23 protein-coding genes are annotated in these 23,732 nt (G+C 62.5%); 12 read left to right on the top strand and 11 right to left on the bottom strand.

Annotation, left to right across the window (positions count from 1 at the left end):
- Window positions 1-40: 40 nt before the first annotated feature.
- A complete protein-coding gene (gene hutC / locus SPH52_RS06205) occupies window positions 41-751 on the bottom strand; it encodes a histidine utilization repressor (protein WP_411794140.1) in 711 nt (236 codons plus the stop codon).
- Window positions 752-1,191: 440 nt separating this feature from the next.
- Between hutC and SPH52_RS06210 the strand changes: the two genes are divergently transcribed.
- The 10 genes from SPH52_RS06210 to SPH52_RS06255 all read left to right on the top strand — a co-directional run bounded on the left by SPH52_RS06210 (window position 1,192) and on the right by SPH52_RS06255 (window position 10,307).
- On the top strand, window positions 1,192-1,728 hold the full coding sequence (locus SPH52_RS06210; protein WP_411794141.1) for a DUF1269 domain-containing protein: 537 nt from the start codon (window positions 1,192-1,194) through the stop codon (window positions 1,726-1,728).
- A 55-nt stretch (window positions 1,729-1,783) separates the two neighbouring features.
- Entirely contained in the window at window positions 1,784-3,187 is a 1,404-nt protein-coding gene (locus SPH52_RS06215; RefSeq protein WP_411794142.1) for a c-type cytochrome, read from the top strand.
- 4 nt (window positions 3,188-3,191) lie between these two features.
- Window positions 3,192-4,997: a cbb3-type cytochrome c oxidase subunit I gene (locus tag SPH52_RS06220; RefSeq protein ID WP_411794143.1), complete on the top strand. Its 1,806-nt coding sequence runs from the start codon at window positions 3,192-3,194 to the stop codon at window positions 4,995-4,997.
- Window positions 4,994-5,659, top strand: a complete 666-nt coding sequence (locus SPH52_RS06225; protein WP_411794144.1) for a cytochrome c oxidase subunit 3 — start codon at window positions 4,994-4,996, stop codon at window positions 5,657-5,659. The genes SPH52_RS06220 and SPH52_RS06225 overlap by 4 nt, the downstream gene beginning before the upstream one ends.
- A 15-nt stretch (window positions 5,660-5,674) precedes the next feature.
- Window positions 5,675-6,409 (top strand): heme-copper oxidase subunit III family protein, encoded by a 735-nt coding sequence (locus SPH52_RS06230; protein WP_411794145.1) that lies wholly within the window; start codon window positions 5,675-5,677, stop codon window positions 6,407-6,409.
- Between the two features lie 9 nt (window positions 6,410-6,418).
- A complete protein-coding gene (locus tag SPH52_RS06235; protein ID WP_411794146.1) occupies window positions 6,419-6,739 on the top strand; it encodes a cytochrome C oxidase subunit IV family protein in 321 nt (106 codons plus the stop codon).
- Between the two features lie 131 nt (window positions 6,740-6,870).
- Entirely contained in the window at window positions 6,871-7,908 is a 1,038-nt protein-coding gene (rluF, locus tag SPH52_RS06240) for a 23S rRNA pseudouridine(2604) synthase RluF (RefSeq protein ID WP_411794540.1), read from the top strand.
- Window positions 7,909-7,953: 45 nt separating this feature from the next.
- The gene (locus SPH52_RS06245; protein ID WP_411794147.1) at window positions 7,954-9,342 is read left to right on the top strand and encodes an HTH domain-containing protein; all 1,389 of its coding nucleotides are present in this window, start codon (window positions 7,954-7,956) and stop codon (window positions 9,340-9,342) included.
- A gap of 137 nt (window positions 9,343-9,479) precedes the next feature.
- Window positions 9,480-9,632, top strand: a complete 153-nt coding sequence (locus tag SPH52_RS06250; protein WP_411794148.1) for a hypothetical protein — start codon at window positions 9,480-9,482, stop codon at window positions 9,630-9,632.
- 87 nt (window positions 9,633-9,719) lie between these two features.
- Window positions 9,720-10,307: a DUF938 domain-containing protein gene (locus SPH52_RS06255; RefSeq protein WP_411794149.1), complete on the top strand. Its 588-nt coding sequence runs from the start codon at window positions 9,720-9,722 to the stop codon at window positions 10,305-10,307.
- 25 nt (window positions 10,308-10,332) lie between these two features.
- Here SPH52_RS06255 and SPH52_RS06260 read toward each other — a convergent pair whose 3' ends face one another.
- From SPH52_RS06260 to speB, 10 genes are all read right to left on the bottom strand, one after another.
- Window positions 10,333-10,539, bottom strand: a complete 207-nt coding sequence (locus tag SPH52_RS06260) for a hypothetical protein (protein WP_411794150.1) — start codon at window positions 10,537-10,539, stop codon at window positions 10,333-10,335.
- 76 nt (window positions 10,540-10,615) lie between these two features.
- Window positions 10,616-11,875 (bottom strand): TRAP transporter large permease, encoded by a 1,260-nt coding sequence (locus SPH52_RS06265; RefSeq protein WP_411794151.1) that lies wholly within the window; start codon window positions 11,873-11,875, stop codon window positions 10,616-10,618.
- Window positions 11,872-12,414 (bottom strand): TRAP transporter small permease, encoded by a 543-nt coding sequence (locus SPH52_RS06270; protein WP_411794152.1) that lies wholly within the window; start codon window positions 12,412-12,414, stop codon window positions 11,872-11,874. Before SPH52_RS06270 ends, SPH52_RS06265 begins: the two co-directional genes overlap by 4 nt.
- 1 nt (window position 12,415) lies before the next feature.
- Entirely contained in the window at window positions 12,416-13,411 is a 996-nt protein-coding gene (locus tag SPH52_RS06275) for a TRAP transporter substrate-binding protein (protein ID WP_411794153.1), read from the bottom strand.
- 101 nt (window positions 13,412-13,512) lie between these two features.
- Window positions 13,513-14,001: an N-acetyltransferase family protein gene (locus SPH52_RS06280; RefSeq protein WP_411794154.1), complete on the bottom strand. Its 489-nt coding sequence runs from the start codon at window positions 13,999-14,001 to the stop codon at window positions 13,513-13,515.
- A gap of 74 nt (window positions 14,002-14,075) precedes the next feature.
- On the bottom strand, window positions 14,076-15,521 hold the full coding sequence (locus tag SPH52_RS06285; protein WP_411794155.1) for an aldehyde dehydrogenase family protein: 1,446 nt from the start codon (window positions 15,519-15,521) through the stop codon (window positions 14,076-14,078).
- 21 nt (window positions 15,522-15,542) lie between these two features.
- Window positions 15,543-16,853 carry a purine-cytosine permease family protein gene (locus tag SPH52_RS06290; protein ID WP_411794156.1) on the bottom strand — a complete coding sequence of 437 codons (1,311 nt, stop codon included), beginning with the start codon at window positions 16,851-16,853 and terminating at the stop codon, window positions 15,543-15,545.
- 77 nt (window positions 16,854-16,930) lie between these two features.
- Window positions 16,931-18,550 (bottom strand): 5-guanidino-2-oxopentanoate decarboxylase, encoded by a 1,620-nt coding sequence (locus tag SPH52_RS06295; protein ID WP_411794157.1) that lies wholly within the window; start codon window positions 18,548-18,550, stop codon window positions 16,931-16,933.
- Between the two features lie 9 nt (window positions 18,551-18,559).
- Window positions 18,560-19,942 (bottom strand): YjiH family protein, encoded by a 1,383-nt coding sequence (locus tag SPH52_RS06300; protein ID WP_411794158.1) that lies wholly within the window; start codon window positions 19,940-19,942, stop codon window positions 18,560-18,562.
- A 42-nt stretch (window positions 19,943-19,984) separates the two neighbouring features.
- Window positions 19,985-20,935 carry an agmatinase gene (gene speB, locus SPH52_RS06305; protein WP_411794159.1) on the bottom strand — a complete coding sequence of 317 codons (951 nt, stop codon included), beginning with the start codon at window positions 20,933-20,935 and terminating at the stop codon, window positions 19,985-19,987.
- Window positions 20,936-21,115: 180 nt separating this feature from the next.
- Between speB and SPH52_RS06310 the strand changes: the two genes are divergently transcribed.
- Window positions 21,116-22,537: a sigma-54 interaction domain-containing protein gene (locus SPH52_RS06310; protein ID WP_411794160.1), complete on the top strand. Its 1,422-nt coding sequence runs from the start codon at window positions 21,116-21,118 to the stop codon at window positions 22,535-22,537.
- A 91-nt stretch (window positions 22,538-22,628) separates the two neighbouring features.
- Window positions 22,629-23,720, top strand: coding sequence for a Bug family tripartite tricarboxylate transporter substrate binding protein (locus SPH52_RS06315; RefSeq protein ID WP_411794161.1), 1,092 nt, complete (start codon window positions 22,629-22,631; stop codon window positions 23,718-23,720).
- The last annotated feature ends 12 nt before the right edge of the window (window positions 23,721-23,732 follow it).

The raw sequence follows: 23,732 nt of genomic DNA on the forward strand, positions 1-23,732 counted from the left end.
CAAAAGACTAAGACGGTAACGGTACTTTCAACGCCAGTCGTCAGCTTCGATGCAAGGAGGAGCGCAGCTTGTAGCGCTCGCCGGGATGGATGAGACGGGCATAGCTGATCAGGTGATCGTCGGACCACGTGCGACGTATCATGCTCAGACAGGGACGGGTCGTGTCGGTGTCCAGGTAGCGTGCGGTGGTCTCGTCCACCAGCACCGCCTCGACCACATGCTCGATGTCGCTGATCGGACAGGCCGCTACGAGCACCTCGTTGGGAGTGTGGCGAGTGAAGTCGGTGCCCAGGTAGTCCGGTGCCCAGCGAGGGTTGACGTAGCGATTCTCGAGCTGGATCGGTATGCCGTTCTCCCGATGCACGATCAGGGTGTGGAAGACACGCGTGCCCAGGCGTACGCCGAGGCGGAGTGCCACTTCGTCATCGGCGTCGATCGCTTCACTGCACAGTACGTCGTTGGAGTAGACATGGCCACGGCTACGCACCTCCTCGGCGATGTTGTGAACTTCGACCAGCGACGATTCTGCCTTGCGATCGGTGACGAAGGTCCCGAGCCCCGGCTGGCGAATCAGGTAACCTTGCTGCACCAGGTCGCGAATTGCCTTGTTGGCCGTCATGCGGCTGACACCGAAGTCCCGTGCCAACTGCTCTTCCGGTGGAATTTGGTGATGTGCTGGCCAGTCACCCCCGTTGATCTTTTCCAGCAGGTGCTGCTGGATCTGCAGGTAGAGAGGAATCGTGCTACCCATGCTGTGCTGAGTCCTTCTGGCAAAAAGCGAATTGTCTATACAGCTAGTCTAGCCGGATGACGATCACAAGGCACCTATTGCCTGGAACCTCTGGGCCGCTTCGAGGTAAGACGTCTCCTCCCGTGCGTCGTGCAGCGTCGTCGCCATGAGTTCGCCGTTCGCAGCGCCCGGTCAGCGGTTTCATTATTGCCGGCTTCAATTCCGAAAGTCGACTACCGGTTGCGCGGTATGTTCTCGCAGAAGCCAAGTGCCACCAATCAGGCTAAAAGGAACTTGCCCCAAAAGGAAATATAGACAACCTTGATAAAGGAAATACCCAATGGATCGGGTCAACTAAGACGCCGTGACATGTTAGGGATAAATAATTAAGGAAGTGACTTGCACAGTTGAATGTGCGCCCCTGCCGCGTGCGTCTCCCCTGCATATGAGGAGGGCATGCCATGCAGCGCCTCTATTTTCTTACCCCTGACCTGGATACTACCGTCAATATTGCACATGAACTGGCCGACTTGGGCCTGACCAACAAGGAAGTTCATGTCACTGGCCGTAACTGGCTGAAACTCAAAGAGCGTGGCGTCAATAACGCTACCTTGCTCCAGACCTCTGATGTCGGACATGCCGCAGTGCGCGGTCTGCTGTTCGGTTTCCCCCTCGGCTGTGCGCTCGGCATCGTGGTCTACTACGTACTGGGCGAGGGCTTTACCAATGCCGGTATTGCCACTGTGATCCTTGGAATGGGCATCTTTGGTGGCCTGTTCGGTGTCTGGACCAGCACCATGGTTGGTGTGTCCGTGCACGACGTGAAGGTCGACAAGTACGAGGATGAGATCGAGCACGGGGCTTATCTGATGATGGTGGATGTGCCTAACGAGCGTGAGTCGATGATCTACTCGGCGATTCATCGACATCACCCCGAGGTGATCATCGACAAGGTTACGCCGGAAGAGCGCCGGCATCATTGCGGTACCGGTGTCTAGGGTTCCGCGTCACCGTCATCGTTTTCTACTCCTTGCTGATGGAAGGAGATAGGCCATGGCAATTGCGGTTGCGGTCATCGTGCTGGCGATGGGGTCGGTGCTGTTCTTCTTCTTCAGTCCCTGGTATCTCACTCCGCTGGCCTCCAACTGGGGAGCCATCGACGATACCATCCAGATCACGCTTTGGGTGACCGGGGCGGTCTTCCTTGCCGTCAACCTGTTCCTGGCCCATGTGATCGTGCGCTATCGCTTCAACAAGCGGCGACGCTCACAGTACGATCCCGAGAACAAGTCACTGGAATTGTGGCTTACCGGCCTGACCACGCTGGGGATTGCAGGCTTGCTGGCTCCAGGGCTGCTCGTCTGGGCTTCTTTCGTTTCGCCCCCGGAAGATGCCCACGAGGTCGAGGTGGTGGGGCAGCAGTGGCACTGGAGTTTCCGCTTCCCCGGGGAGGACGGCCGTTTCGGGTCGGTCCACAATCGTTTCATCGACGAGCATAACCCTTTCGGCATGGTCGACGACCCTGCTGGCCAGGACGACATCTTGATCTCGGCGCCGCACTTGGTGCTGCCCGTCGATCGCCCGGTCAAGATGGTCCTGCGCTCCAAGGATGTGCTGCACAACGTCAAGGTGGCCAACTTCCGCGCCAAGATGGACATGGTGCCGGGACAGACCTCTTACTTCTGGTTCACACCCACCGAGATGGGCGAATACGAGATCGTCTGCGCTCAGCTGTGCGGCATCGCCCATTTCGCCATGCGTGGACGCGTCGAGGTCGTCGAGCAGGAAGTGTTCGACGCCTGGCTCGCCGAACAGCCTACCTATGCCGAACTCGCCGCGCTGGCGCCAGGCGATCCGGAGGCGGGAGAGGCAAGCTATGCCAGCTGTGCCGCCTGTCACGGTGCCGAGGGACAGGGCAACCAGGCGATCAATGCCCCCAAGCTTGCCGGATTGGATAGCTGGTATCTCGAACGCCAGTTGGCTCTGTTCCGCTCCGGTGCCCGCGGCAGTCACGAAGACGATACCCATGGCCAGCAGATGCGGCCGTTCGCCACCATGCTGCCCGATCGCCAGGCAATGTCCGACGTGTCGGCCTATATCGAAACCCTGCCCGACCAACCCGTTCAGGCCAGCCTGGTCGGTGGCGATCCCGAGCGAGGTGCACGGCGCTATCGTACCTGTGCCAATTGCCATGGCCAGCAGGGGCAAGGCATACGCGCCACCAACGGCCCGCGCCTGGCGGGAATGTCGGACTGGTATCTGGAGCGGCAGCTACAGAATTTCCGGCAGGGGGTGCGCGGGCGACACCGCGAGGATCCCTACGGTAATCAGATGATCGAGATGGCTCAGGTGCTGGTCGACGACAGAGCCGTCAGCGATGTGGTCGCCTACATCATGACCCTGCCTCAGCCCAGGGTGGAAATGGCGGCGGTGAATCCTGGTGGCGTGGAGGAGTGATTCGATGGCGGAACATGGACAGCATAGTGTGCCACACGCCCAGGCGGGCGAGTTCGACAACGTGGAACTGGTTCACCCCAAGACCTTCCTTGGCAAGTATGTTTGGAGCCAGGACGCCAAGGTGATCGCCATCCAGTACGGTATCACCGCCATAGCCATCGGGCTGGTGGCGCTGGTGCTGTCGATTCTGATGCGCCTGCAATTGGGGTTTCCCAACACCTTCTCGCTGATCGACCCGTCGAGCTATCTGCAGTACGTCACCATGCACGGCATGATCATGGTGGTCTATCTTCTCACCGCACTGTTCCTGGGGGCCTTCGGCAACTATCTGATCCCTTTGATGTGCGGTGCGCGGGACATGGCCTTTCCCTATCTCAACATGCTGAGCTACTGGTTCTACCTGGTGGCGGTCCTGATCCTGGTGGCGAGTTTCTTCGTCCCCGGCGGGGCGACGGGGGCCGGCTGGACGCTCTATCCTCCCCAGGCGATCAGCCCCGGCACGCCGGGCATCAATGGCGGTATCCTGCTGATGTTCGCTTCGCTGGCGGTGTTCATCGCCGGTTTTACCATGGGCGGTCTGAATTACGTGGTCACGGTGCTCCAGGCGCGTACCCGCGGCATGACGTTGATGCGCCTGCCGTTGACCATCTGGGGCATCTTCATGGCCACGGTGATGGCACTACTGGCGTTTCCGGCGCTGCTGGTGGCGATCCTGATGATGCTCTGCGACATGCTGCTGGGCACCAGCTTCTTCATGCCGGAGATGCTCAACCTCGGCGAGCAGTCCGGCCATGAGGGCGGCAGCCCCTTGCTCTATCAGCACCTGTTCTGGTTCTTTGGCCATCCCGAGGTGTACATCGTCGCGCTGCCGGCGTTCGGCATCGTTTCCGACATTCTCGCCACCCATGCGCGCAAGAACATCTTCGGCTATCGCATGATGGTTTGGGCGATCATCATCATCGGCGTACTCAGCTTCGTGGTCTGGGCCCACCACATGTTCATCAGCGGCATGAATCCTTACTTCGGCTTCCTGTTCGCCACCACCACCCTGATCATCGCCGTGCCCACGGCCATCAAGGTCTACAACTGGGTGCTGACGCTGTGGCGCGGCAATATACGCCTGACGGTGCCGATGCTGTTCGCCATCGGTTTCATCTTTACCTTCGTCAACGGTGGCCTCAGCGGCTTGTTCCTGGGCAACGTCACCGTCGACGTGCCGCTGGCGGATACCTACTTCGTGGTCGGCCACTTCCACATGGTGATGGCGGTGGCACCGGTGCTGGTGGTGTTCGGCGCGATTTACCACTGGTACCCCAAGATCACCGGACGCATGCTCGACGACACCTTGGGCAAGATCCACTTCTGGGTCACCTTCCTGGGGACCTACGCGGTGTTCTACCCGATGCACTTCATGGGGTTTGCCGGTGTGCCACGCCGCTACTATGGCTACGGCGAGACTGCCTTCATCCCTGATTCGATCCAGACCCTCAATGCCTTCATGAGCGTGGCGGCGATCATCGTTGCGCTGGTGCAACTGGTGTTCTTCTACAACCTGGTGCGCAGTTACTTCCGAGGTCGCGAGGCGGGGCCCAATCCATGGCATGCGACCACTCTGGAGTGGCAGACGGAACACACCCCGCCGCGCCACGGCAACTTCGGCGCCGAGCTGCCGGTGGTCTATCGCTGGGCCTATGACTACGGAGTACCCGGTGCCAGGCATGACTTCATCCCCCAGAACATGGCGCCCAATGAGGTCGAGATGGTCGATCCGGTGGAGCAGGGCGTTCCGTCAGGGAGGCTGCCGTCATGACCGTGACGCTGGTGTTCCTGGCTGTGATGATGGCTCTGTTCGGTGGCTGGCTGTTCAGTCATTCGATCAACGTGCGCCCGTGGGAGGCGCAGGCAGCCGGTGCGCAGAGCAGCCAACTGCCACCAGCTGCGACCGCTCCGCGTGTGGGGCTGGCAGTGTTCCTTGCGGTGGCCTCGTCGCTTTTCGCGTTGACCATCAGCGCCTACCTGATGCGCCAGGAGATGGGCCATGACTGGCGTCCATTGACGGTGCCCGGCCTGCTGTGGTGGAACAGCGCCTGTCTGGTATTGGGCAGCGTGGCGCTGCAGGCCGCCTGGAATGCTGCACGCCATGGCAGAGCGCTGCAGTTGCGGCGGGGTTTGCTGCTGGGGGGTGGTTTCACCATCTCCTTTATCCTGAGTCAGGCACTCGCCTGGTGGCAGTTACAGCACAGGGGAGTGTACCTGTCAGCCAACCCGGCCAATGCCTTCTTCTTCCTGTTGACGGCGCTCCACGCTCTGCATCTTCTGGGCGGGCTGTTTGCCTGGTCGCGCAGCTTGTTCCGCCTGCAGCGGGGCGCCACACCCCGAGCCATGCTGCCCAGCGTCGAACTGTGTGCGTTGTACTGGCATTTCCTGCTGGTGGTATGGGTAATTCTCTTCGCGCTGCTGCTGACCACATGAATTGAGGACGTGATCATGGCTAATCCGCACCCCGGCAGTCCACTGTCGCCAGAGCAAGTCAGCAGCCCGATGAATCAGGCGGGGGTACCAGGCCTGGTCAGCGACTGGTCGGCGGAGCGACGCGTGTTCGACGTGCCTTGGGGCAAGGCGATGATGTGGCTGTTCATCCTCAGCGATGTGTTCATCTTTGCCTGCTTTCTGGTCGGCTACATGGTGCTGCGTATGTCTACCGTGGAACCCTGGCCGGATGCCAGCGAGGTATTCGCGCTGACCATTGCAGGGCAGTCGATTCCACTGTTGCTGATAGCCATCATGACGTTCGTCCTGATCTCGAGCAGTGGCACCATGGCGCTGGCAGTCAAGTACGGCTATGCCAACGACCGCCGCCGAACGGCTGTGCTGCTCCTGATCACGGCACTGCTCGGGGCTGCCTTCGTCGGCATGCAGGCCTTCGAGTGGGCCATGCTCATCGGTGAAGGTGTACGCCCCTGGCAGAATCCCTGGGGGGCGGCTCAGTTCGGCGCCGTATTCTTTTTGATCACCGGCTTTCACGGCACCCACGTCACCATTGGCGTTATCTTCATCCTGATCATGGCGGTCAAGGTCACACGGGGCTCCCTGGAGAGGGGCCGCCCTGGCTTCCTCACCGGTCGCAAGGGCAACTACGGCATGATCGAGAGCCTGGGGCTCTACTGGCATTTCGTCGATCTGGTATGGGTCTTCATCTTTGCGTTCTTCTATTTGTGGTAGGAGGTTGGCATGGATCAGAACAACACTCATCACCAACCGGAATTGCGCGTCTACCTACGCGTATGGGTCTGGCTGTTCGTGCTCAGCGTGTTCTCGTACCTGGTGGACGTTTCGGGGCTCGAGGGCCTACCCAAGTGGGGCTTGATCACTCTGTTCATGCTGCTCAAGGCCGGTCTGATCGTTGCCTTCTTCATGCACATGGCCTGGGAGCGCCTGTCAATCATCTATACGATACTGCTGCCACCGGCGGCCCTGCTGTTCCTTGCAGCCCTGATGGCACTGGAAGCGAACTACACGTTGAGCTCGCGTCTGAGTCTCTTCATCAACTGAGCTTGAAAGTGCGTCTTTTTCTGAACGTGGCGAATGCGTTCGGAGAATGACGCCTGCCTGGGCCTTTCACCGATCAGGCGTGCATGCTTGAATGCCTGACAGACCTTCGTATTCCTTCTGGTAAGAGCGCTATGGCCTTCGGTTCTTCTACACGTATCAACAAGTACATCAGTGAAAGCGGCATGTGTTCCAGGCGGGAGGCCGACCGCTATGTCGAGCAGGGTAACGTGCTCCTCAACGGCAAGCGCGCCAAGACCGGAGATCAGGTGTTTCCCGGTGATGTCGTCAAGGTCAACGGTCAGCTCATCGAACCCCAGGAAGCCGAGGACCTGGTATTCATCGCCCTGAACAAGCCGGTGGGCATCGTCAGTACCACCGAGCAGAGCGAGAAGGACAACATCGTCGACTTCGTCAAGCATGGGGTGCGTATCTTCCCCATCGGCCGGCTGGACAAGGACTCCCAGGGGCTCATTTTTCTTACCAATAACGGCGACCTGGTCAACAAGATCCTGCGTGCCAGCAACAATCATGAAAAGGAGTATCGGGTCACCGTCGACAAGCCGGTTACCGACGAGTTCATAGAGGGAATGGGCTCCGGTGTGCGCATCCTTGGGGAAGTGACCAAGCGCTGCAAAGTCGTCAAGGAGTCGACCTTCGTTTTCAACATCACTCTGGTGCAGGGGCTGAATCGCCAGATCCGGCGAATGTGCGAGAAATTCGGTTACGAGGTCACCAGGCTCGAGCGTATCCGGATCATGAACGTGTCGCTCAAGGGGCTGGCACTCGGAGACTGGCGCGATCTGACTCAAAAGGAGGTCGACACCATCATCGCGTTGACAGAGAGCTCCAGGTCCGACGCAGCAGCTGACGGCAGGAAGGCATCGCCACCCAAAGCACCAAGCAAGCGCAGGACGGCCAAGGCAGCAAAAGGGGCTGCGGCCACAGGTAGGCAGGCCAATAAAGGCAAAGCGTCTTCGAGTGGCAATTCCAAGAGCAAGACGTCCAAGGCCAAGACGACCACGTCCAAGGGCGGAACCGCCAGCAAGGGAGCCGGAGCGAAGCAGACGGCCAATGGCCACAAGAAGAAGCCACTGCATGGGAAACCCAAGCCGACGGGCAGCCAGGCCGGCAGGGGCAGCAAGCCCCGCCGGACGAAGCCGGGCAGGTAAGTCCTTGCTTTCCATCAACCAGTGAGCGCGAGATAGACAAGTTCCATGTCCCGGACGACGCGGCTGTTCGACCTCATGCAAGCCCTGCGACACCACCGCCGGCCCGTCAGCGGTACGGTGCTGGCGGATGAGCTGGGTATCTCGTTGCGTACCCTGTATCGGGACATTGCGGCACTCAAGGCCATCGGTGCCGAGATCGAGGGCGAGGCGGGGCTAGGCTACGTGCTGAAACCTGGATTGCTGCTGCCGCCTCTGATGTTCTCCGAGGAGGAGCTCGAGGCAGTGGCCCTGGGACTGAAGTGGGTGGAAGAGCGAGCTGACGAGGGGCTGGCCGTGGCTGCCAGCGAAGCCCTCGCCAAGGTTGCAGCGGTGCTGCCCTGCGAACAGCGCCATCGACTGGAAAACTCGGCGCTCATCATCGGCCCCGGCTGGAAGCGGCCACAGGCCGTCGACCTTGAAGTTCTTCGGCGGGCGATACGAGACGAGCAGAAGCTCGAGATCAGCTATCGCGACCAGCAGGGGCGGCATTCCTCTCGCACCATCTGGCCTTGTGCCATTGCCTTCTTCGAATCGACCCGGATCGTTGCCGCCTGGTGCGAGCTGCGCGCCGAGTATCGCCATTTTCGAGCCGATCGCATCGAAACGGCGGTGGCGACAGGGCAACGCTATCCACGGCGTCGGCACGTACTACACAACGAGTGGCTGCAAACGCTGCTGCCATGTTCTGTCACTGCCATGGTTTATCCTGTTACCACCCCAAGCCGAGAGAAGGAGCAATTGAAAATGGAACAGGAACTCGTCTTTTATACCAATCCCTTGTCGCGTGCCGGCATCGTGCACTGGATGCTGGAGGAGGTCGGCCAGCCCTATCGCATGGAGGTGCTCGAGTTCGGGACTTCGATGAAGTCGCCGGAGTATCTGGCCGTCAACCCGATGGGCAAGGTACCGGCCATCCGTCACGGCGAGACTGTGGTGACCGAGGCGGCGGCGATCTGCGCCTACCTGGCCGAGGCCTTTCCTGAGGCCGGCCTCCTGCCGACGCCCGAGGCGCGTGGGGATTATTTTCGCTGGCTGTTCTTCGCCGCCGGTCCAATGGAAATGGCTCTGTCACTCAAGCATGCCGGCTACTCGATGACACCGGAGCAGGAGCTGCAGTTCGGCTGCGGCAAGTACGAGACAGTGGTCGACACGCTTGCCAGCGCAGTGGCTGGGCGCCGGTACATCGCGGGCGAAACATTCACCGCCGCGGATGTCTACGTCGGTTCGCATATCGGCTGGGGCATGCAGTTCGGTACGCTGGAAAGGCGCCCCGAATTCGAAGCCTACTGGGCTGGTTTGAAGGATCGCCCGGCCAATCGGCGCAGCGAGGAATTCATTGCCAAGGCCATGGAATCTCAGGCGGAAGCCGGCAGCGAGCAGCCAACGAATTCCTGAGTCGGGGGCTCGTTCCCAGGCGCTGGCCCGGCGTGCCGTCAGGCGGCTACGCCGTGAGTATCGTGCCGTTGCGCTTGACCTGGCCCATGGCGACGTCCATACAGGAAGAGTCACCCATCCGACAACAGGAGGTCAGGATGAAGAAGCTGATAGGACTCGCGGCTGCCTGGTGGCTGCGCAAACCCGAGAACCGGGCGAGGCTGAAGCGTAAGGGCAAGCAGATGCTGGACGGTTTCCGTGGGCGCCAGGCGCGTTCAACGGCAGAGCACAGACCCCGTCGTCACCCTTGAATGACCGGCCCCGGCCAAAACGCCGGGGCTTTCCGTTTACCTGCCGACCATTAACTAGCGAGGCCGACCAAGCGCATGAGTCGTCGCATGATGAGCCCTGCAGCGGCTCGCAATCGCCAGCCGATACTGGATGTCTTGAGAGCGATCCTGCCCGGGAGCGCCCGAATACTCGAGGTCGCCAGCGGCAGCGGCGAACATGGCGTACACTGCGCCGCCGCCGAACCGGGTTGGGTGTGGCAGCCCAGCGACCCCAATCCAAATGCACGGGACTCCATCAGCGCCTGGCGTGAGCATGCCGGGCTCGACAATCTTCGCGAACCGCTGCCGCTGGATGTGGCGGGGATATGGCCTGCCGGCCCCTTCGATGCTGTAGTGGCGATCAACCTCGTGCACATCTCGCCCTGGGACGTCACCGAAGCATTGATGTCGAGGTCCGCCGAGCGCCTGCGGGAGGGCGGGGTGCTCTATCTCTACGGTCCCTATCGGCGCGACGGCCGGCATACTTCACCAAGCAATGCGGCCTTCGATGCCGACCTCAAGGCGCGTGATCCACAGTGGGGTGTGCGAGACCTGGAGCAGGTGGTCGACGAAGCCCAGCAGCACGGCTTCATGCTCGAGCAAACCATCCCGATGCCGGCCAACAACCTGAGCGTGGTGCTGCGCCTGCATCCTTGAGCGGCATTGGCTCTCCTTGCACGGCTCACTCTTCGCTTCTTGGTTCCTCGATCTGCCCCGGGATGCGGTAGCGCACGCCTTCGGCTTGACGATCGTCTTCGAAGCGCCGGGTTTCCTCCTCGGCGGGTATTCCCCAGAGAGTTTGACGGCTGCCGTCTTCATAGGTGTAGGTAGTGCAGCCTGCGAGCAGGACAAGACTGAGAGGAATGGCGATGCGCAGGATAGGTGTCACGTGGAATCCCTTCGTCAGGTGGCGATCATGCGGCAAGCCTGAGGCCAGGCCGCACGACCGTCAAGCGTAACCTGTTTCAGCCGGAGAAGCCCAGCATGATGGGAACATAGACCACCAGCAGCAGGACTGCGATGAGTCCGAGCAGGTAGGGCAGGATAGCGCGGGTGATGCGCTCCAGCGGCAGTTGGGTCACCGAGGAGGCGACATACAGATTGATCGCCACCGGCGGTGTGATCATGCCGATCGCCAGCCCCATCACGATGATGATACCGAAGTGGATCGGATCGATGCCGAGCTGCAGCACCAGCGGCAACAGCACCGGCGTGAGAATGATCAGGGCGCTGGCGGTTTCGATGAACACGCCGGTGAGCAGGATGACCGCGACGACCAGCAGCATGATCACATAGGGGTCGGTCGACAGCGACAGCACTGCCTGGGCGATGGCGCCGGGTACCTGCCAGCTCGAAAGCGTCCAGCTCAGCACCGCCGAGGTGGCGATGACCAGCATGATCACGGAAGTGGTGATCGCCGAGCGGATCAGGATTCGATAGACATCGGCAAGCGTCAGGTCGCGGTAGATGAACAGCGAAACCAGCAAGGCATAGTTGACCGCCACCACCGCGGCTTCGCTGGGTGTGAAGATGCCCGAAAAGATGCCGCCGAGAATGATTACGGGCGTCATCAAGCCCCATATGGCGCTCTTGAAGGTGCGCCAAATCGTGGCGAGCGACAGCGCGGTGCCGCGCGGGTAGTTGCGCCGATAGGCCTGGGCGATGGCAATGGCCGCAAGACCGATGCCCATGAGAATGCCCGGGATGATGCCGTTGAGGAACAGCTTCGATACCGACTGCTGGGCGACCACAGCGTAGATGATCATCGGCACCGAGGGCGGGATGACCACGCCGATGGTACCGCTGGCAGCGATCAGGCTGGCTGCCGAAGCGGGGTCGTAGCCCTTGCGCTTGAGTTCCGGCACCAGGCTCGAACCGACGGCCGCGGTGGTGGCGGCACCGGAGCCGGAAATGGCGGCGAAGAACATGCCTGCGCCGACCGAGACGATAGAGAGGCCGCCCTTGAGGAAGCCGAACAGCGAATCGGCGAAGTCGACCAGCTTTTCGCTGACCTTGCCCTGCGCCATCAGATCGCCGGCGAGGATGAACATCGGTACCGCCACCAGGGCGAAGGAGTTGATGCCCTGGAACATCTGCTGGGTGACCACCATCAACGGCACGCCCTGAGCGTTGAGAGCGAGCAGGGTGCTGGCGCCGATGGCGAGCGCAATGGGCACGCCGAGCAGCATGAAGGCGAAGAACAACAGGAAGAGCAGGCCCGTCATGCCGGTGGCTCCTCGGCGGTGCCGCTGCCGGTACCCGTGGATTCGGGGCCCTTGACGATGAGCTCGATCACGTCGACCAGGGCGTACCAGGCCATGATCGCGGCGGAGATCGGTATCACGGCATAGACATAGGTCATCGAGAGGCGCAGAGAAGCCGAGCGCTGGAAGCTCTGCACCTGCATGTAGCGATAGCCGATCACGATCAGCGCGACCATGAAGCCCAGCGCCACCAGTACGGCGGCGATGCGCGCCAGCTGTGTCAGCCGCCTGGGCAGGGCATCGACGACGAAGGTGACGGCAATGTGTCGTCCACGCTGAAAGGCCAGGGTGGCGCCGAGAAAGCTGATCCAGACCAGCAGGAAGCGCGCGACTTCCTCGGTCCAGCCTACCGCGGTGAAGAAGACGCGGGATACGATCTGCAGCGTGATCACGCCGATCAACGCCGCCATGCCCAGGAACACGATGGGCTGGATGACGGCGTCGAGGGCACGTTCGATACGCTGCAGCAGGCCGGTGAAGGCGTGCAGCGGAGAGTTCACGTTACTGCAGCGCCTCCTGGATGCGAGTCAGGTAGTCGCCGAACTGGTCGCCGTATTTCTGGTAGACGGGTGCCACGGCGGCCTGGAAGGCCTCGAGGTCGGCATCGTCGACGATCTCCATGCCGGCGGCGCGCAGCTCGTCGAGCTGATCGGCTTCCATCTCGGCGTTCATGCGGCGCTCATGCTCGGCAGCTTCCCGGGCAGCCTGTACCAGGACTTCCTGAGCGGCCTCAGGCAGTAGGTTCCAGGCCGGCATACCCATGACGAAGATGGCCGGCGCATAGGTATGGCGCGACAGCGTCATGTGGCCCTGGGTTTCGTGAAGCTTGAACGAGTGAATGACGTTGACCGGGTTCTCCTGGCCGTCGATGGTACCTTGCTGCATGGCGGTCAGGGCTTCGGTCCAGGCCATGGGAATGGCGTTGGCGCCAAGCTCGCGGAAGGTGTCGGTGTAGACGGGATTCTCCATCACGCGGATACGCAGGCCATCGAGATCGTCGGGGTTGCGCACCGCACGCTCGCTGTTGGTCAGGTTGCGAAAACCGCGCTCGGCATAGGCCAGGCCCTTGAGATTGACGTCGGCAAGCTTGTCGAGCAGCTCCTGGCCGATGGGACCGTCGAGCACTTCGTAGGCGGCCTCCGGCGAGGGGAACAGGAACGGCAGTTCGAACACCGCCATTTCCTCGACGAAGTTGGCCACCGGGCCGTTGGTGATCACGCCCATGTCGACGGTGCCGATCTGCATGCCTTCGAGCAGGGTACGTTCGTCGCCCAGCGAGGCATTCGGGTAGATGTCGATGGAAACGGCACCTTCCGTGCGCTCGGCGACCAGCTCCTGGAACTTGACCGCGGCGATGTGGAAACCGTCCTGCTCGTTGACCACGTGGGCCAGGCGCAGGGTGACCGGATCCATCTCCTCGAAATCGGAAGCCTGGGCAGCGGAGGCGAGAGCGAGGGCGATGCCAAGTGCCAGCGTGCGGCGTGCAAACGTTTTCATTTTAATTATCCTTTGTCGGGTCAAACCGTTGTGAGAATGCCCCAACGGCCCCGACAGGGTCAATTGTCGCGCTGACATTGCGTAACGAGAGAACGCATTGCTTATAGAAGGCGGTACATGACGTGGGCATCGACCAACCCAAGCTGCGGGTGGCGAAAGGCACAGGGCAGGGTGCCGACGATCTCGAAGCCATGCTTCTGCCATTGGCGGATCGCTACCTCATTGGTCGAGACCACCATATTGAACTGCATGGCGGTGAAGCCGAGTTCGCGGGCGACGCGCAGGGAGTCCTCGCACAACCGATTGGCAATACCTTGGCCGCGGGCTTCTTCGGCCACCAGGTAGCCGCAGTTACAGACATGATCGCCGGGGCCGGGTTGGTTGGGTTTGAGAAAGTAGGTGCCGAGCAGGTTGCCGGCACTATCCTCGGCCACCCGAACCGCACGCGGCAGCTCCACCCACATGCGATAGGCGTCGGGCTCGCTGATCCGGCTGGGCACGGCATAGCTGTCGCCGGCGTGCAGGACCGGGGCGATGAAGGACCACATGGCAGGCCAGTCGCCCGACTGGTAGGGGCGGATGCGGATCATCGGTGTCCTCCTTGATACCAGGCTTCGGCCCACGATTCTATGTCATGCCAGCGTGGAAAGGTGAGCTACCGGCTTCAAGCGGGGCCAACGAGATGTTTCACCGCCAGGTAGGCCGAAAGCCCCCATGGTCCCAGTTCGCGACCGATACCGCTGCGCTTGAAGCCGCCCCAGCCGGTTTCGGGCAGTACCAGCTGTTCGCTGTTGATCCAGACACTGCCAGCCTGAAGCTGACGGCCGATGCGTCGGGCGCGCTCCTCGTCGCCGCTCACGACGGTTGCCGCCAGGCCAAAATCGCTATCGTTGGCCAGGTCGATCGCTTCCCGTTCGCTTGCGACGCTGCGCGCGCACAGTACCGGGCCGAAGATCTCCTCGCGCCACAGCCGGCTTTGGGTCGGCACGTCGCGAAAGAGGGTCGGGGCGACGAAATAGCCCCGTTCGGGCAATTGCCGGTGGTAGGCATCTCGCACCGCGCTGAGGCCTTCGTGCTCGGCAACGGCGAGATAGGCTCGGACGTTCTCGCGCTGGCGGGCGCTGGTCAGCGGTCCCATGTCGGTCGCTTCCTCCAGCGGATCGCCGAGTGTCAGCGCATCGATGCGCTCAGCCAGGGCATCGTACAGCCTGTCGGCGATGGCTTCGTGGACGATCAGCCGCGAGGTGGCCGAGCAGATCTGGCCGGCATTGAAGTAGATGCCGGCCATGACCCAATCGGCCGCCTGTGCGGGGTCGGCATCCTCCATCACCAGGATCGGCGACTTGCCGCCGAGCTCCAGCGAAACGTCGGCGGTGCGCTCGGCGGCGGCGTGCATGACCGCCTCGCCGATCCGGTTGCTGCCGGTGAAGGAGATCTTGTCGATGCCGGGGTGAGCGGCAAGCGGTGCACCGACACCCTCGCCGTCGCCGAACAACAGGTTGAGTACGCCGTCGGGCAGCTCAATCTCCTGGGCGATCTCGGCCAACACCCGCTCGGGCAGCGGTGTCACCTCGGAGGGCTTGAGTACCACCGTGCAGCCGGCGGCCAGTGCCGGGGCGAGCTTCCATGCACTGGTCACCAGCGGGAAATTCCACGGTGTGATCAATCCGACCACGCCCACCGGATCGTGGTAGCAGCGTGCCTCGACGCCGTCCATTTCAAGCCCGACGAGCCGACCCTGGCGTTGGTCGAGTTCGCGTGCCTGACGCGCGTAGTAGCGATAGCAGGCGATGGCATCGTCGAGGTCGATGCCAGCCTCGGCCAGCACCTTGCCATTGTTGGTCGAGGAGAGCCGGATCAGCTCCTCCCGACGCCGGGCCAGGCCATCGGCAAAGCCCTCGAGGTAGGCACCACGCTCGGCACCGGTGAGCGCTCGCCAGGCAGGCAGGGCGCGGCAGGCTGCGGCTACGGCATCTTCCACATCGTCCGGATGGCCGGCGGTCACCTCGGCGATCGTCTCTTCGCGATTGGGATTCATTACCGGCAGGCGACGTTCGCCTCGTGAAGGCACCCAGCGATTGTCGATGAATTGGTGATCCAACTGTTGCATGTTCTTTCCTCGTCGAATGAATCAGGCTGGCAACGGACGGGCCAAGACCTTGCTGGCGACATAATAGAGGGCGCCAGTAATCAGGAAGACGGGCAGGGAGGCACCGAACTCCAAGGGAGCGACCCAGTTCCAGTAATAGGCCAGGGCGGCACCTAGTAGGTAGCTGCCCAAGGCCATGCCATTGATGGCAGGCAGTGAGTCACGACCGTGGATCAGGCGGGCGGCTGTATAGCGCTCCCTGTCGATCAGGTAGTAGTCGACGATCATCAACGAGAAGGCCGGGATAAAGACGCTGCCGATGATCAGCAGGAAGGTCTGGAACTGATTGAGAATCCCCGGAATCAGCGCACCCACGATGGAGACCACGCCAATCACCAAGGCGGGTTTCCAGAAGGGGGTTGCGGGCCGCACGCTCATAAAGGAGAGCGTGGCACTGTAGACGCACATGACATTGGTGGTCAGCACCGAGAAGAAGATTACCAGCGCCGCCGGCAGGCCGAAGCCGAAGCCGCTGAGCAATTCCGTGGGGTCGTAGGTCTGCGGGAAACCGATGGCCACGGACAGGGCCGAGACGGTCGCCCCAAGGCCCATGGCAACCAGTGTGGCAGTCACATAGCCGCCCCAGGTGCCGACAACAGCGGCCTTGAGGCTATGGCAGTGGCGGTTATAGTCGGCGGCGAGGGGGATCCAGGAGAAAGCGGTGGCGATGACGATATCGAAGGCCACGCCGGCACCAAGCAATCCGGTGGCATCCAGCTCGGTAATCGTCGGCAGGTCGTAGTGCCGATTGAGGGCGAAAAGGACGACCGCGGAGAGGCCCAGCATCAGCACGGCGGCCAGTTTCTCGGCTTTCTCGATGCTCAGGTGGCCGCGCAGGGCAATGGCCACCACCAGGGTCTCACAGATCACCGTGAAGAGTGCCACGTTGGAGTAGCCGGTTAGTGTCGAGACGGCGTAGTCCAGGCTCATACCGGCTAGCAGAGCCTGGATCCAGCTCCAGGCGATCAGCGCCAACAGGTTGACCCAAGCGGGAAACCCTGCACCGAGGCGCCCAAAAGTGCCCCTGGCCAGGACCATGGTGGTCATGCCGGTACGCTGCCCCATGGCGCCGATCAATACCAGGGGGATGATGCCTATGGCCGAGCCGATGAATACCAGGGTCATGGCATGCTGGAAGGTCAGGTCGGGAACCAGCAGCATTCCGGTCAGGATGGTGGTGACAACCACATTGGCTCCGAGCCACAGAGCAAAGGTGCCGGGGATGCCAAGGCTGCGTTCTACGTGATCGGCTGACAGGGTGTCCTGGCCGAGGAAGGTGGGTTCATGGCTCATGATGTGTGTCCTTGGGCGTTGGAATGGGCGCGTGAAGCTGGCGTGCGCCCATGATCTTGTTGTTGTTCTATACGCGCTCAGCTCAGGCCGTTCTGCCAGGCTTCGGCATTCACTTCGATCAACAAGGGGGCGTCGGCAGGCCGCGTCGACAGGGCGCGAGCGAGGCCTGCCGGATCGCTCACCCGGGCAGCCTGGCAGCCGAAGCCGGCGGCAACGACCTGGAAGTCCGGCGCCTGGATGTCGACGCCGCAGCGAGCCACGCCATGGGCATCCATGTAGCGGCGGATCTCTTCATAGCCCTGGTTGTGCCACAGCACGATCACCACCGGCAGGTTCTGCTCCACGGCGGTGGCGAGTTCACTGAGGGTGAACATCACGCCACCGTCGCCGACCAGTGCCACCACGGGCAGCGTCGGCTGGCCCAGTTGGGCGCCGAGTGCCGCCGGCAGGCCATAGCCGAGGGTGCCGTAGCCGGTGGAGGCGTTGAAGTAGCGCCGCGGTGCGGGCTGCGAGACGAGGTGGTTGCCGGCATAGACCGGGGCGGTGGAATCGCCGACCAGGATCGCCTCGGGGAGTGCTTCGCGCAGGGCGGCGTAGAGAGGCACGAAGGGAGCGAAGGCAGGGTCTGCTTCGAGTCCGAGCGCCTCGAGCGTGGCGACTGTGCGTGCGGCGCCGTCGCGTGAGAGCGGTTCGGTAAAATACTCGGCGAGCAAGGCCAGGCTGCGTCCGGCATCGCCCACCAGGCCCAGCGCGACTTGCTGGTTGCGCACCAACTGCTGGGCGTCCAGGTCGATGCGAATCAACCTGCCGCGTAGCGTGAAGCCGTCGTCGAACACCACATCGTAGTCGGTCTCGCCGAGTTCGGTGCCTACCGCCAGGATGACGTCGGCGTCGCGGGCCAGCTCGCGCACGGCCGGCAGCGCCGCGTTGGCGCCCAGATCGAGAGGATGATTGCGACCCAGCAGACCCTTGGCATTGATGGTGGTCACGGTGGGTGCATCGAGCCTCTCGACCAACGCCCTGGCCGGCTCGGGTGCATCCACGCAGCCACCGCCCAGCAGCAGCAGTGGGCGCTTTGCTTCACGCAGCCATTCGGCGGCCAGTGCCAGCCCCTCGGGGTCGGGTGCCGGGCGGTAGAGCCGCGCCGGCGGCGGCAGGTCTGTCATCTCCACTGGCGAGTCGAACAGATCGATAGGGATCTCGATATGCACCGGGCCGGGGCGTTGGCCCTGGAACACGGCAAAGGCACGGGCCAGCACTTCGGGCAGGGCGGTGGGGTCGAGCAGGGTGTGGCTGAAGCGAGAGACGCCCGCCATCAGCTGTTGCTGGCTCGCAAGCTCGTGCAATCGGCCCTGGCCGCGGCCCAGGGTGTCGCGGCGATTGACGCTGGAGATCACCAGCATGGGGATCGAGTCGGCCAGCGCCTGGCCCATGGCGGTGGCAATGTTGGTCATGCCGGGCCCGGTGATGATCAGGCAAACGCCGGGCTTGCCGGTAGCACGAGCGTAGCCGTCGGCCATGAAGCCGGCGCCCTGCTCGTGGCGCGGTGTGACATGGCGTACGCCGCCGCCCTCCAGTCCGCGGTAGAGCGCCACCGTGTGCACGCCTGGGATGCCGAACACGGTGTCGATCCCATAGCGCTTGCTCAAGAGCGTCAAAAGCAACTGGGCGCAGGTCATCGTTGGTTGGTTGGCCATCGTCGGACCTCAGAAGAAGAAGGTGTGGGCCATGAAGGCGATGATCGGCAGCGTGATGGCCGTGCGCAGCAGGAAGATTGCCACCAGTTCCCACAGCTTGAGGGGGATCTTCGACTTGAGCAGCAGCGCACCGATCTCCGACATGTAGATCAGTTGGGTCAGCGACAGGCAGGCGATGACGAAGCGGGTCAGCTCGCTCTCGATGTTGGTGGCCAGTACTGCCGGCAGGAACATGTCGGCGAAGCCTACCAGTGTGGCAGGGGCGGCTGCCTCGGCCTCGGGGATGCGCAGTAGCTCGAGCACCGGCACCATGGGGTAGGAGAGCCAGGTGAACAGCGGTGTGAACTCGGCCAGTATCAGCGCCACCGTGCCGATGGCGAACACCAACGGCAGCAGGCCGAGGAAGATGTCGGCCACGTTGAACAAGGCGTTGCGGGCGAGCTCCCTAGGGCCGGGGGCGTGCTCGGCGCGGCGTACCGCCTGAGTCAGGCTGTAACGCAGCAGGCCCATTTTCTCGGTGCGTTTCTCTGCCAGTTGGCAGCCTACGGGCTCGTAGTAGGTATCGGGCTTGCGCGACAGCGGCGGCAGACGCGGCACGATGACAGCGGCGATCAGTCCGGCCACCACCACGGTAAAGTAGAACTGGACGAACATGTGATTGAGGTCGACGAAGCTGGTGATCAGCAGGCTGAAGGCGATCGACACGATGGAAAAGTTGGTGGCGATGACCGAGGCTTCGCGGCGATTGTAATAGCCTTGCTCGTACTGCTGGGATGTGATCAATACACCCACGGTGCCAGAGCCCATCCACGAGGCAGTTGCGTCGATGGCGCTGCGGCCGGGTAGATTGAAGATCACCCGGAACGGCTTGCGCACCAGGCTGCCGATGAACTCCATGAAGCCGAACTCGACCAGGAACGGCAGCAGCAGGGCGGCGAAGAAGAAGAACGTCAGCAGTACCGGGGCCAGGTCGTTGAGCATCACGCCGCCTGTAAAGGAGGCGATGACGAACTCGGGCCCGAACTGGAAGAAGGTCATCAGGGCGAAGGCCGCCCCCAGGATGCGCATGCCGAACCACACCGGGCCGACGTGGAACATGTCGTGCAGTACGCCCTTCTCGGCCCAGCGGGGGTGCGCAAGCTTGACCCAGGAGGTGGCCAGTACCGAAAGCACGAGTACGGCTACGGCAATGGCCGGGAGGGCACCGCCGAGCAGCGTCTTGAGTCCATCGGCCATGAGTCCCATGCCGATATTGATGGTGTCGCCGACCTGGAACGGAATCAGGAACAGGCTGACGCCGATCAACGAAGGCAGCAGGAATTTCAGCAGGCTGCCACGCTCGAAGGGCATCGGCTGGGTGGCATTTCGGTGAGTCGAGTCAGTGGAGGACATGGGATTACCCTTGCTTGTCATTGTAGTGTCACGAAACGTCAATCAGTCGCGGCGGATTACGCCCGGTAGAGCGCACAGCATCTCGTAGAGCAGGGTCGCGCCCATCAATGCCGTATTGCCGCTGGTGTCGTAGGGCGGCGAAACCTCGACCAGGTCGCCGCCAACGATGTTCAGCCCAGCGGCGCCACGCACGATCTCGAGCCCCTGGGCCGAGGTCAGGCCGCCCATCTCGACGGTGCCGGTACCTGGTGCCACCGAGGGATCGAGTCCGTCGATGTCGAAGGTGACGTAGACCGGGCTGTCGCCCATTTGGCTGCGCACCTCGTTCATCAGTGGCGCGAGCGACTGGTACCAGCACTCTTCGGCGGTCACCACGCGGAAACCCTGCTGGCGACACCAGTCGAAGTCCTCGGCGGCATAGCCGGTACCGCGCAGGCCGATCTGGACCACCTTGCCCTTGGCCAGCAGGCCCTCTTCCTGGGCGCGTCGAAACGGCGTGCCGTGGGCCAGGGGTTCGCCGAACATGTGTTCGTTGACATCGGCGTGGGCATCGATGTGGATCAGCCCCACTGGGCCATGTTTCTTGGCCATGGCGCGCAGGATCGGCAGAGTGATGAGATGATCGCCGCCCAGCGTCAGCGGAACGCAGCCGTGGCTGAGCACCTCGTCGTAGAAAGCGGTGATGATCTCTACGGTCTTGGGCAGATGAAAGGTGTTGATCGGCACGTCGCCGATGTCGGCCACCTGCAGGCTGTCGAAGGGGGCGGCGCGGGTGGCCATGTTATAGGGCCGCAGCATGCGCGACTCGTCGCGTATCTGTCGCGGGCCCAGGCGAGTACCGGGACGGTTTGAGGTGGCGATGTCCAAAGGCACGCCGACGAAGGCCACGTCCAGCCCTTCGGCGGTGGGCTGGGTGGGCAGGCGCATCATGGTGGCGGGGCCACCGAAGCGGGGCATCTCGTTACCGCCGAGAGGCTGGTTGAAGTCGGGCATGATGAACTCCTGGCAACGGTATCTGCATGTCGTCCCTCAATACGTAGCAGCATTCATGCCAACTGCAGCGCCCCGTCAGCATGGGCTTGACAGGCTGGACGATGCATAATTGCATCGTTACGGCGCGATATTTGATTCAATATCGAATTGTAATTCACTTTTGAATCACGGGGCGGCCATATGAGCGAAATCGATCGGGAGGTGATCAAGACCATCGTCGAGACGGCCAACGATCACTTCTTCATCGTCTGTGGTTCGGGTCGGGTCCTCGACGTCAGTCCGGGCGCGGCGGCGGTCTATGGCATGGCGCGGGAGCGCCTGATCGGCAGCACGGTTCAGCAACTCGAGGCGGAGGGCGTGCTCAAGCCTTCCATCAGTCTCGAGGTGATCCGCACCGGCAAGCCGGCACAACTGATGCAGGTCACCGGCACGGGAAGGCGAGTCATCGCGGAGGCGCACCCGGTCTATGTCAACGGCCGGCTCGAGCGTATCGTCAGCCGCTCCCGCGACCTCACCGACCTGCAGCTGCTGCAGGACGAATACGCGCTGCTGCAGAAGCGTTTCAGCGAACACCTAAAGCGCAGCCAGGGCGGGTCCAGCGCTGAGGAAGGCCTGCTCGACGATATGCTCGACAGCCTTGAGGTGCGCAGCGAGCTGATGCGCGAGTTGGCCCTGCTGCTCAAGCGCGTAGCGCCTTCTGATGCCACGGTGCTGATGCTGGGCGAATCGGGGGTCGGCAAGACCGCCTTCGCCAGGCAGTTGCATCGCTGGAGCCGGCGCAGCCAGGGGCCGTTCGTCGACGTCAATTGCGCCGCCATCCCGGAGAATCTGTTTGAGTCGGAGATGTTCGGCTATCAGCCTGGCGCCTTCAGCGGCGCGGCACGCCAGGGCAAGGCGGGGCTGCTGGAGTTGGCGGAAGGGGGCACGCTGTTCCTCGACGAGATCGGCGAACTGCCGCTGCCGATGCAGACCAAGCTGCTCAAGGTGATCCAGGACGGTAGTGTCACGCGTCTCGGTGATACCCGGCCGCGCCGGGTCGACTTTCGCCTGGTGGTTGCTACCAACCAGGATCTGGCCAAGCGCGTGGAGATGGGCGCTTTTCGCCTCGACCTCTACTACCGCCTGAATGTGATCCCGCTCACGCTGCCGCCTCTGCGTGAACGTCGCGAGGACATTCCGGCGCTGGCCGAGGCGTGCCTCGAGCGTCTCAACCAGCGCTACGGCCAGCGCAAGCTGCTGCATGGCGGCGTGTGGTCGGAACTGATGGGCAGCGACTGGCCGGGCAACGTGCGTGAACTGGAGAACTGGCTGGAACGCGCCTGGCTGTCGAGCCCCGGGGACGTGATCCAGTCGCCGACGCTGGGTAGTGCTACGGCGTCGCCCAACATGTCGCCACCGGAAGGGGGCTCGACGTTGCCGGCGCTGGCCGAGCATGAAGGGTTGAACGGCTATCTGGCCCGGGCCGAATGCACGGTGCTTCAGGCGCTGTGCCGCACGCTCCCCAGCACCTACGCCATTGCCGAGCGGCTGGGTATCAGCCAGCCCAGCGTAGTGCGAAAGCTCAAGCGGCACGGGCTCAAGATCGAGCGCCGGGTCGATTGAGCTCGATGTAGCGAGGTTGTCACAAGGAACACTGGCTATAGTGGTTTGGGTGAGTAACGCCTTCCGTTCCGTTTCGACCCTGGAGCTACCCATGCCTCGCAAAACCTATAACAAGATTGCCGCCATCGCGGTCGGCCTGGCCCTTGGGGCCAGCATCGTGCTCCCTACTGCCCACGCCGACGATTACTACGCCGGTCAGACCATTCGCATGATCATCCCCTTCTCGCCGGGGGGCGGGACGGACACCTTCGGCCGGCTGATCAGCCAGCATCTGGGACGCCACATCCCCGGCAGCCCCACGATTGTGGCCGAGAACGTTACCGGGGCGGGCGGCCTGCTGGGCAGCAACGAATTTGCCGAGCGGGTCGATCACGACGGTCTCACGCTGATGACTGCTTCGGGCCACCTGAACCTGCGTGCCTTCCTCGGCCTGCAGGGGCTCAGGCTCGATCTCGATGCGCTGGAACCGGTGGTGGCCGCGCCCATGGGCCACGTGACGGCCATCTCCACCCAGGCGGGGATCGACAACCCGGCCGATCTGCTCGAGGCGCAAGGTCGTCTGACCAAGGGCATCACCGACCCTGTGGGCTTGCTCGAGTCGCTGGTGGCACTGGAAATGTTCGAGCTGAATTACCGCGCGGTACCCGGTTACGGCGGCCGCGGGGATACGCGCATCGCCTTCGAGCGCGGCGAACTGATCATCAACACTCAGAGCACGCCGGCATATCTCAACAGTGTGCAGCCACTGGTCGATGAGGGAATGGCGATGCCGCTCTACGCCATCGGTTTCATCGATGGCGATGGCAATCCACAGCGTGACCCTGCCGTGCCGGACATGATCACCGCTCCCGAACTCTACGAGCAGATCCATGGCGAAATGCCTTCCGGTACCATCTGGGAGGCCTTCAAGGTCACTGTGCCACTGGTGCAGAACACGCGCGGTACCATCTGGGTGCATGGCGATATCCCGGACGAGGCGATGGAGGCCCTGCGTGAGGGCGTCGAGGCCATGGTCAACGACCCGGAGTTCCAGGAGGCCAGCGACACTATCCTCGAGGGCTACGAGATCATGTGGGGTGACGACCTGGGGCAGATCAAGGCCTCGATGGAAAACGCCTCACCGGAAGTCCTCGATTACCTGCGCAACATGCTGAGCGAGCGCTTCGGCACCGAGTTCAACTGAGACGCCTGTCGT

Origin of the sequence: Halomonas sp. A29 (assembly GCF_046723295.1) — a bacterium.
GTDB lineage: Bacteria > Pseudomonadota > Gammaproteobacteria > Pseudomonadales > Halomonadaceae > Halomonas.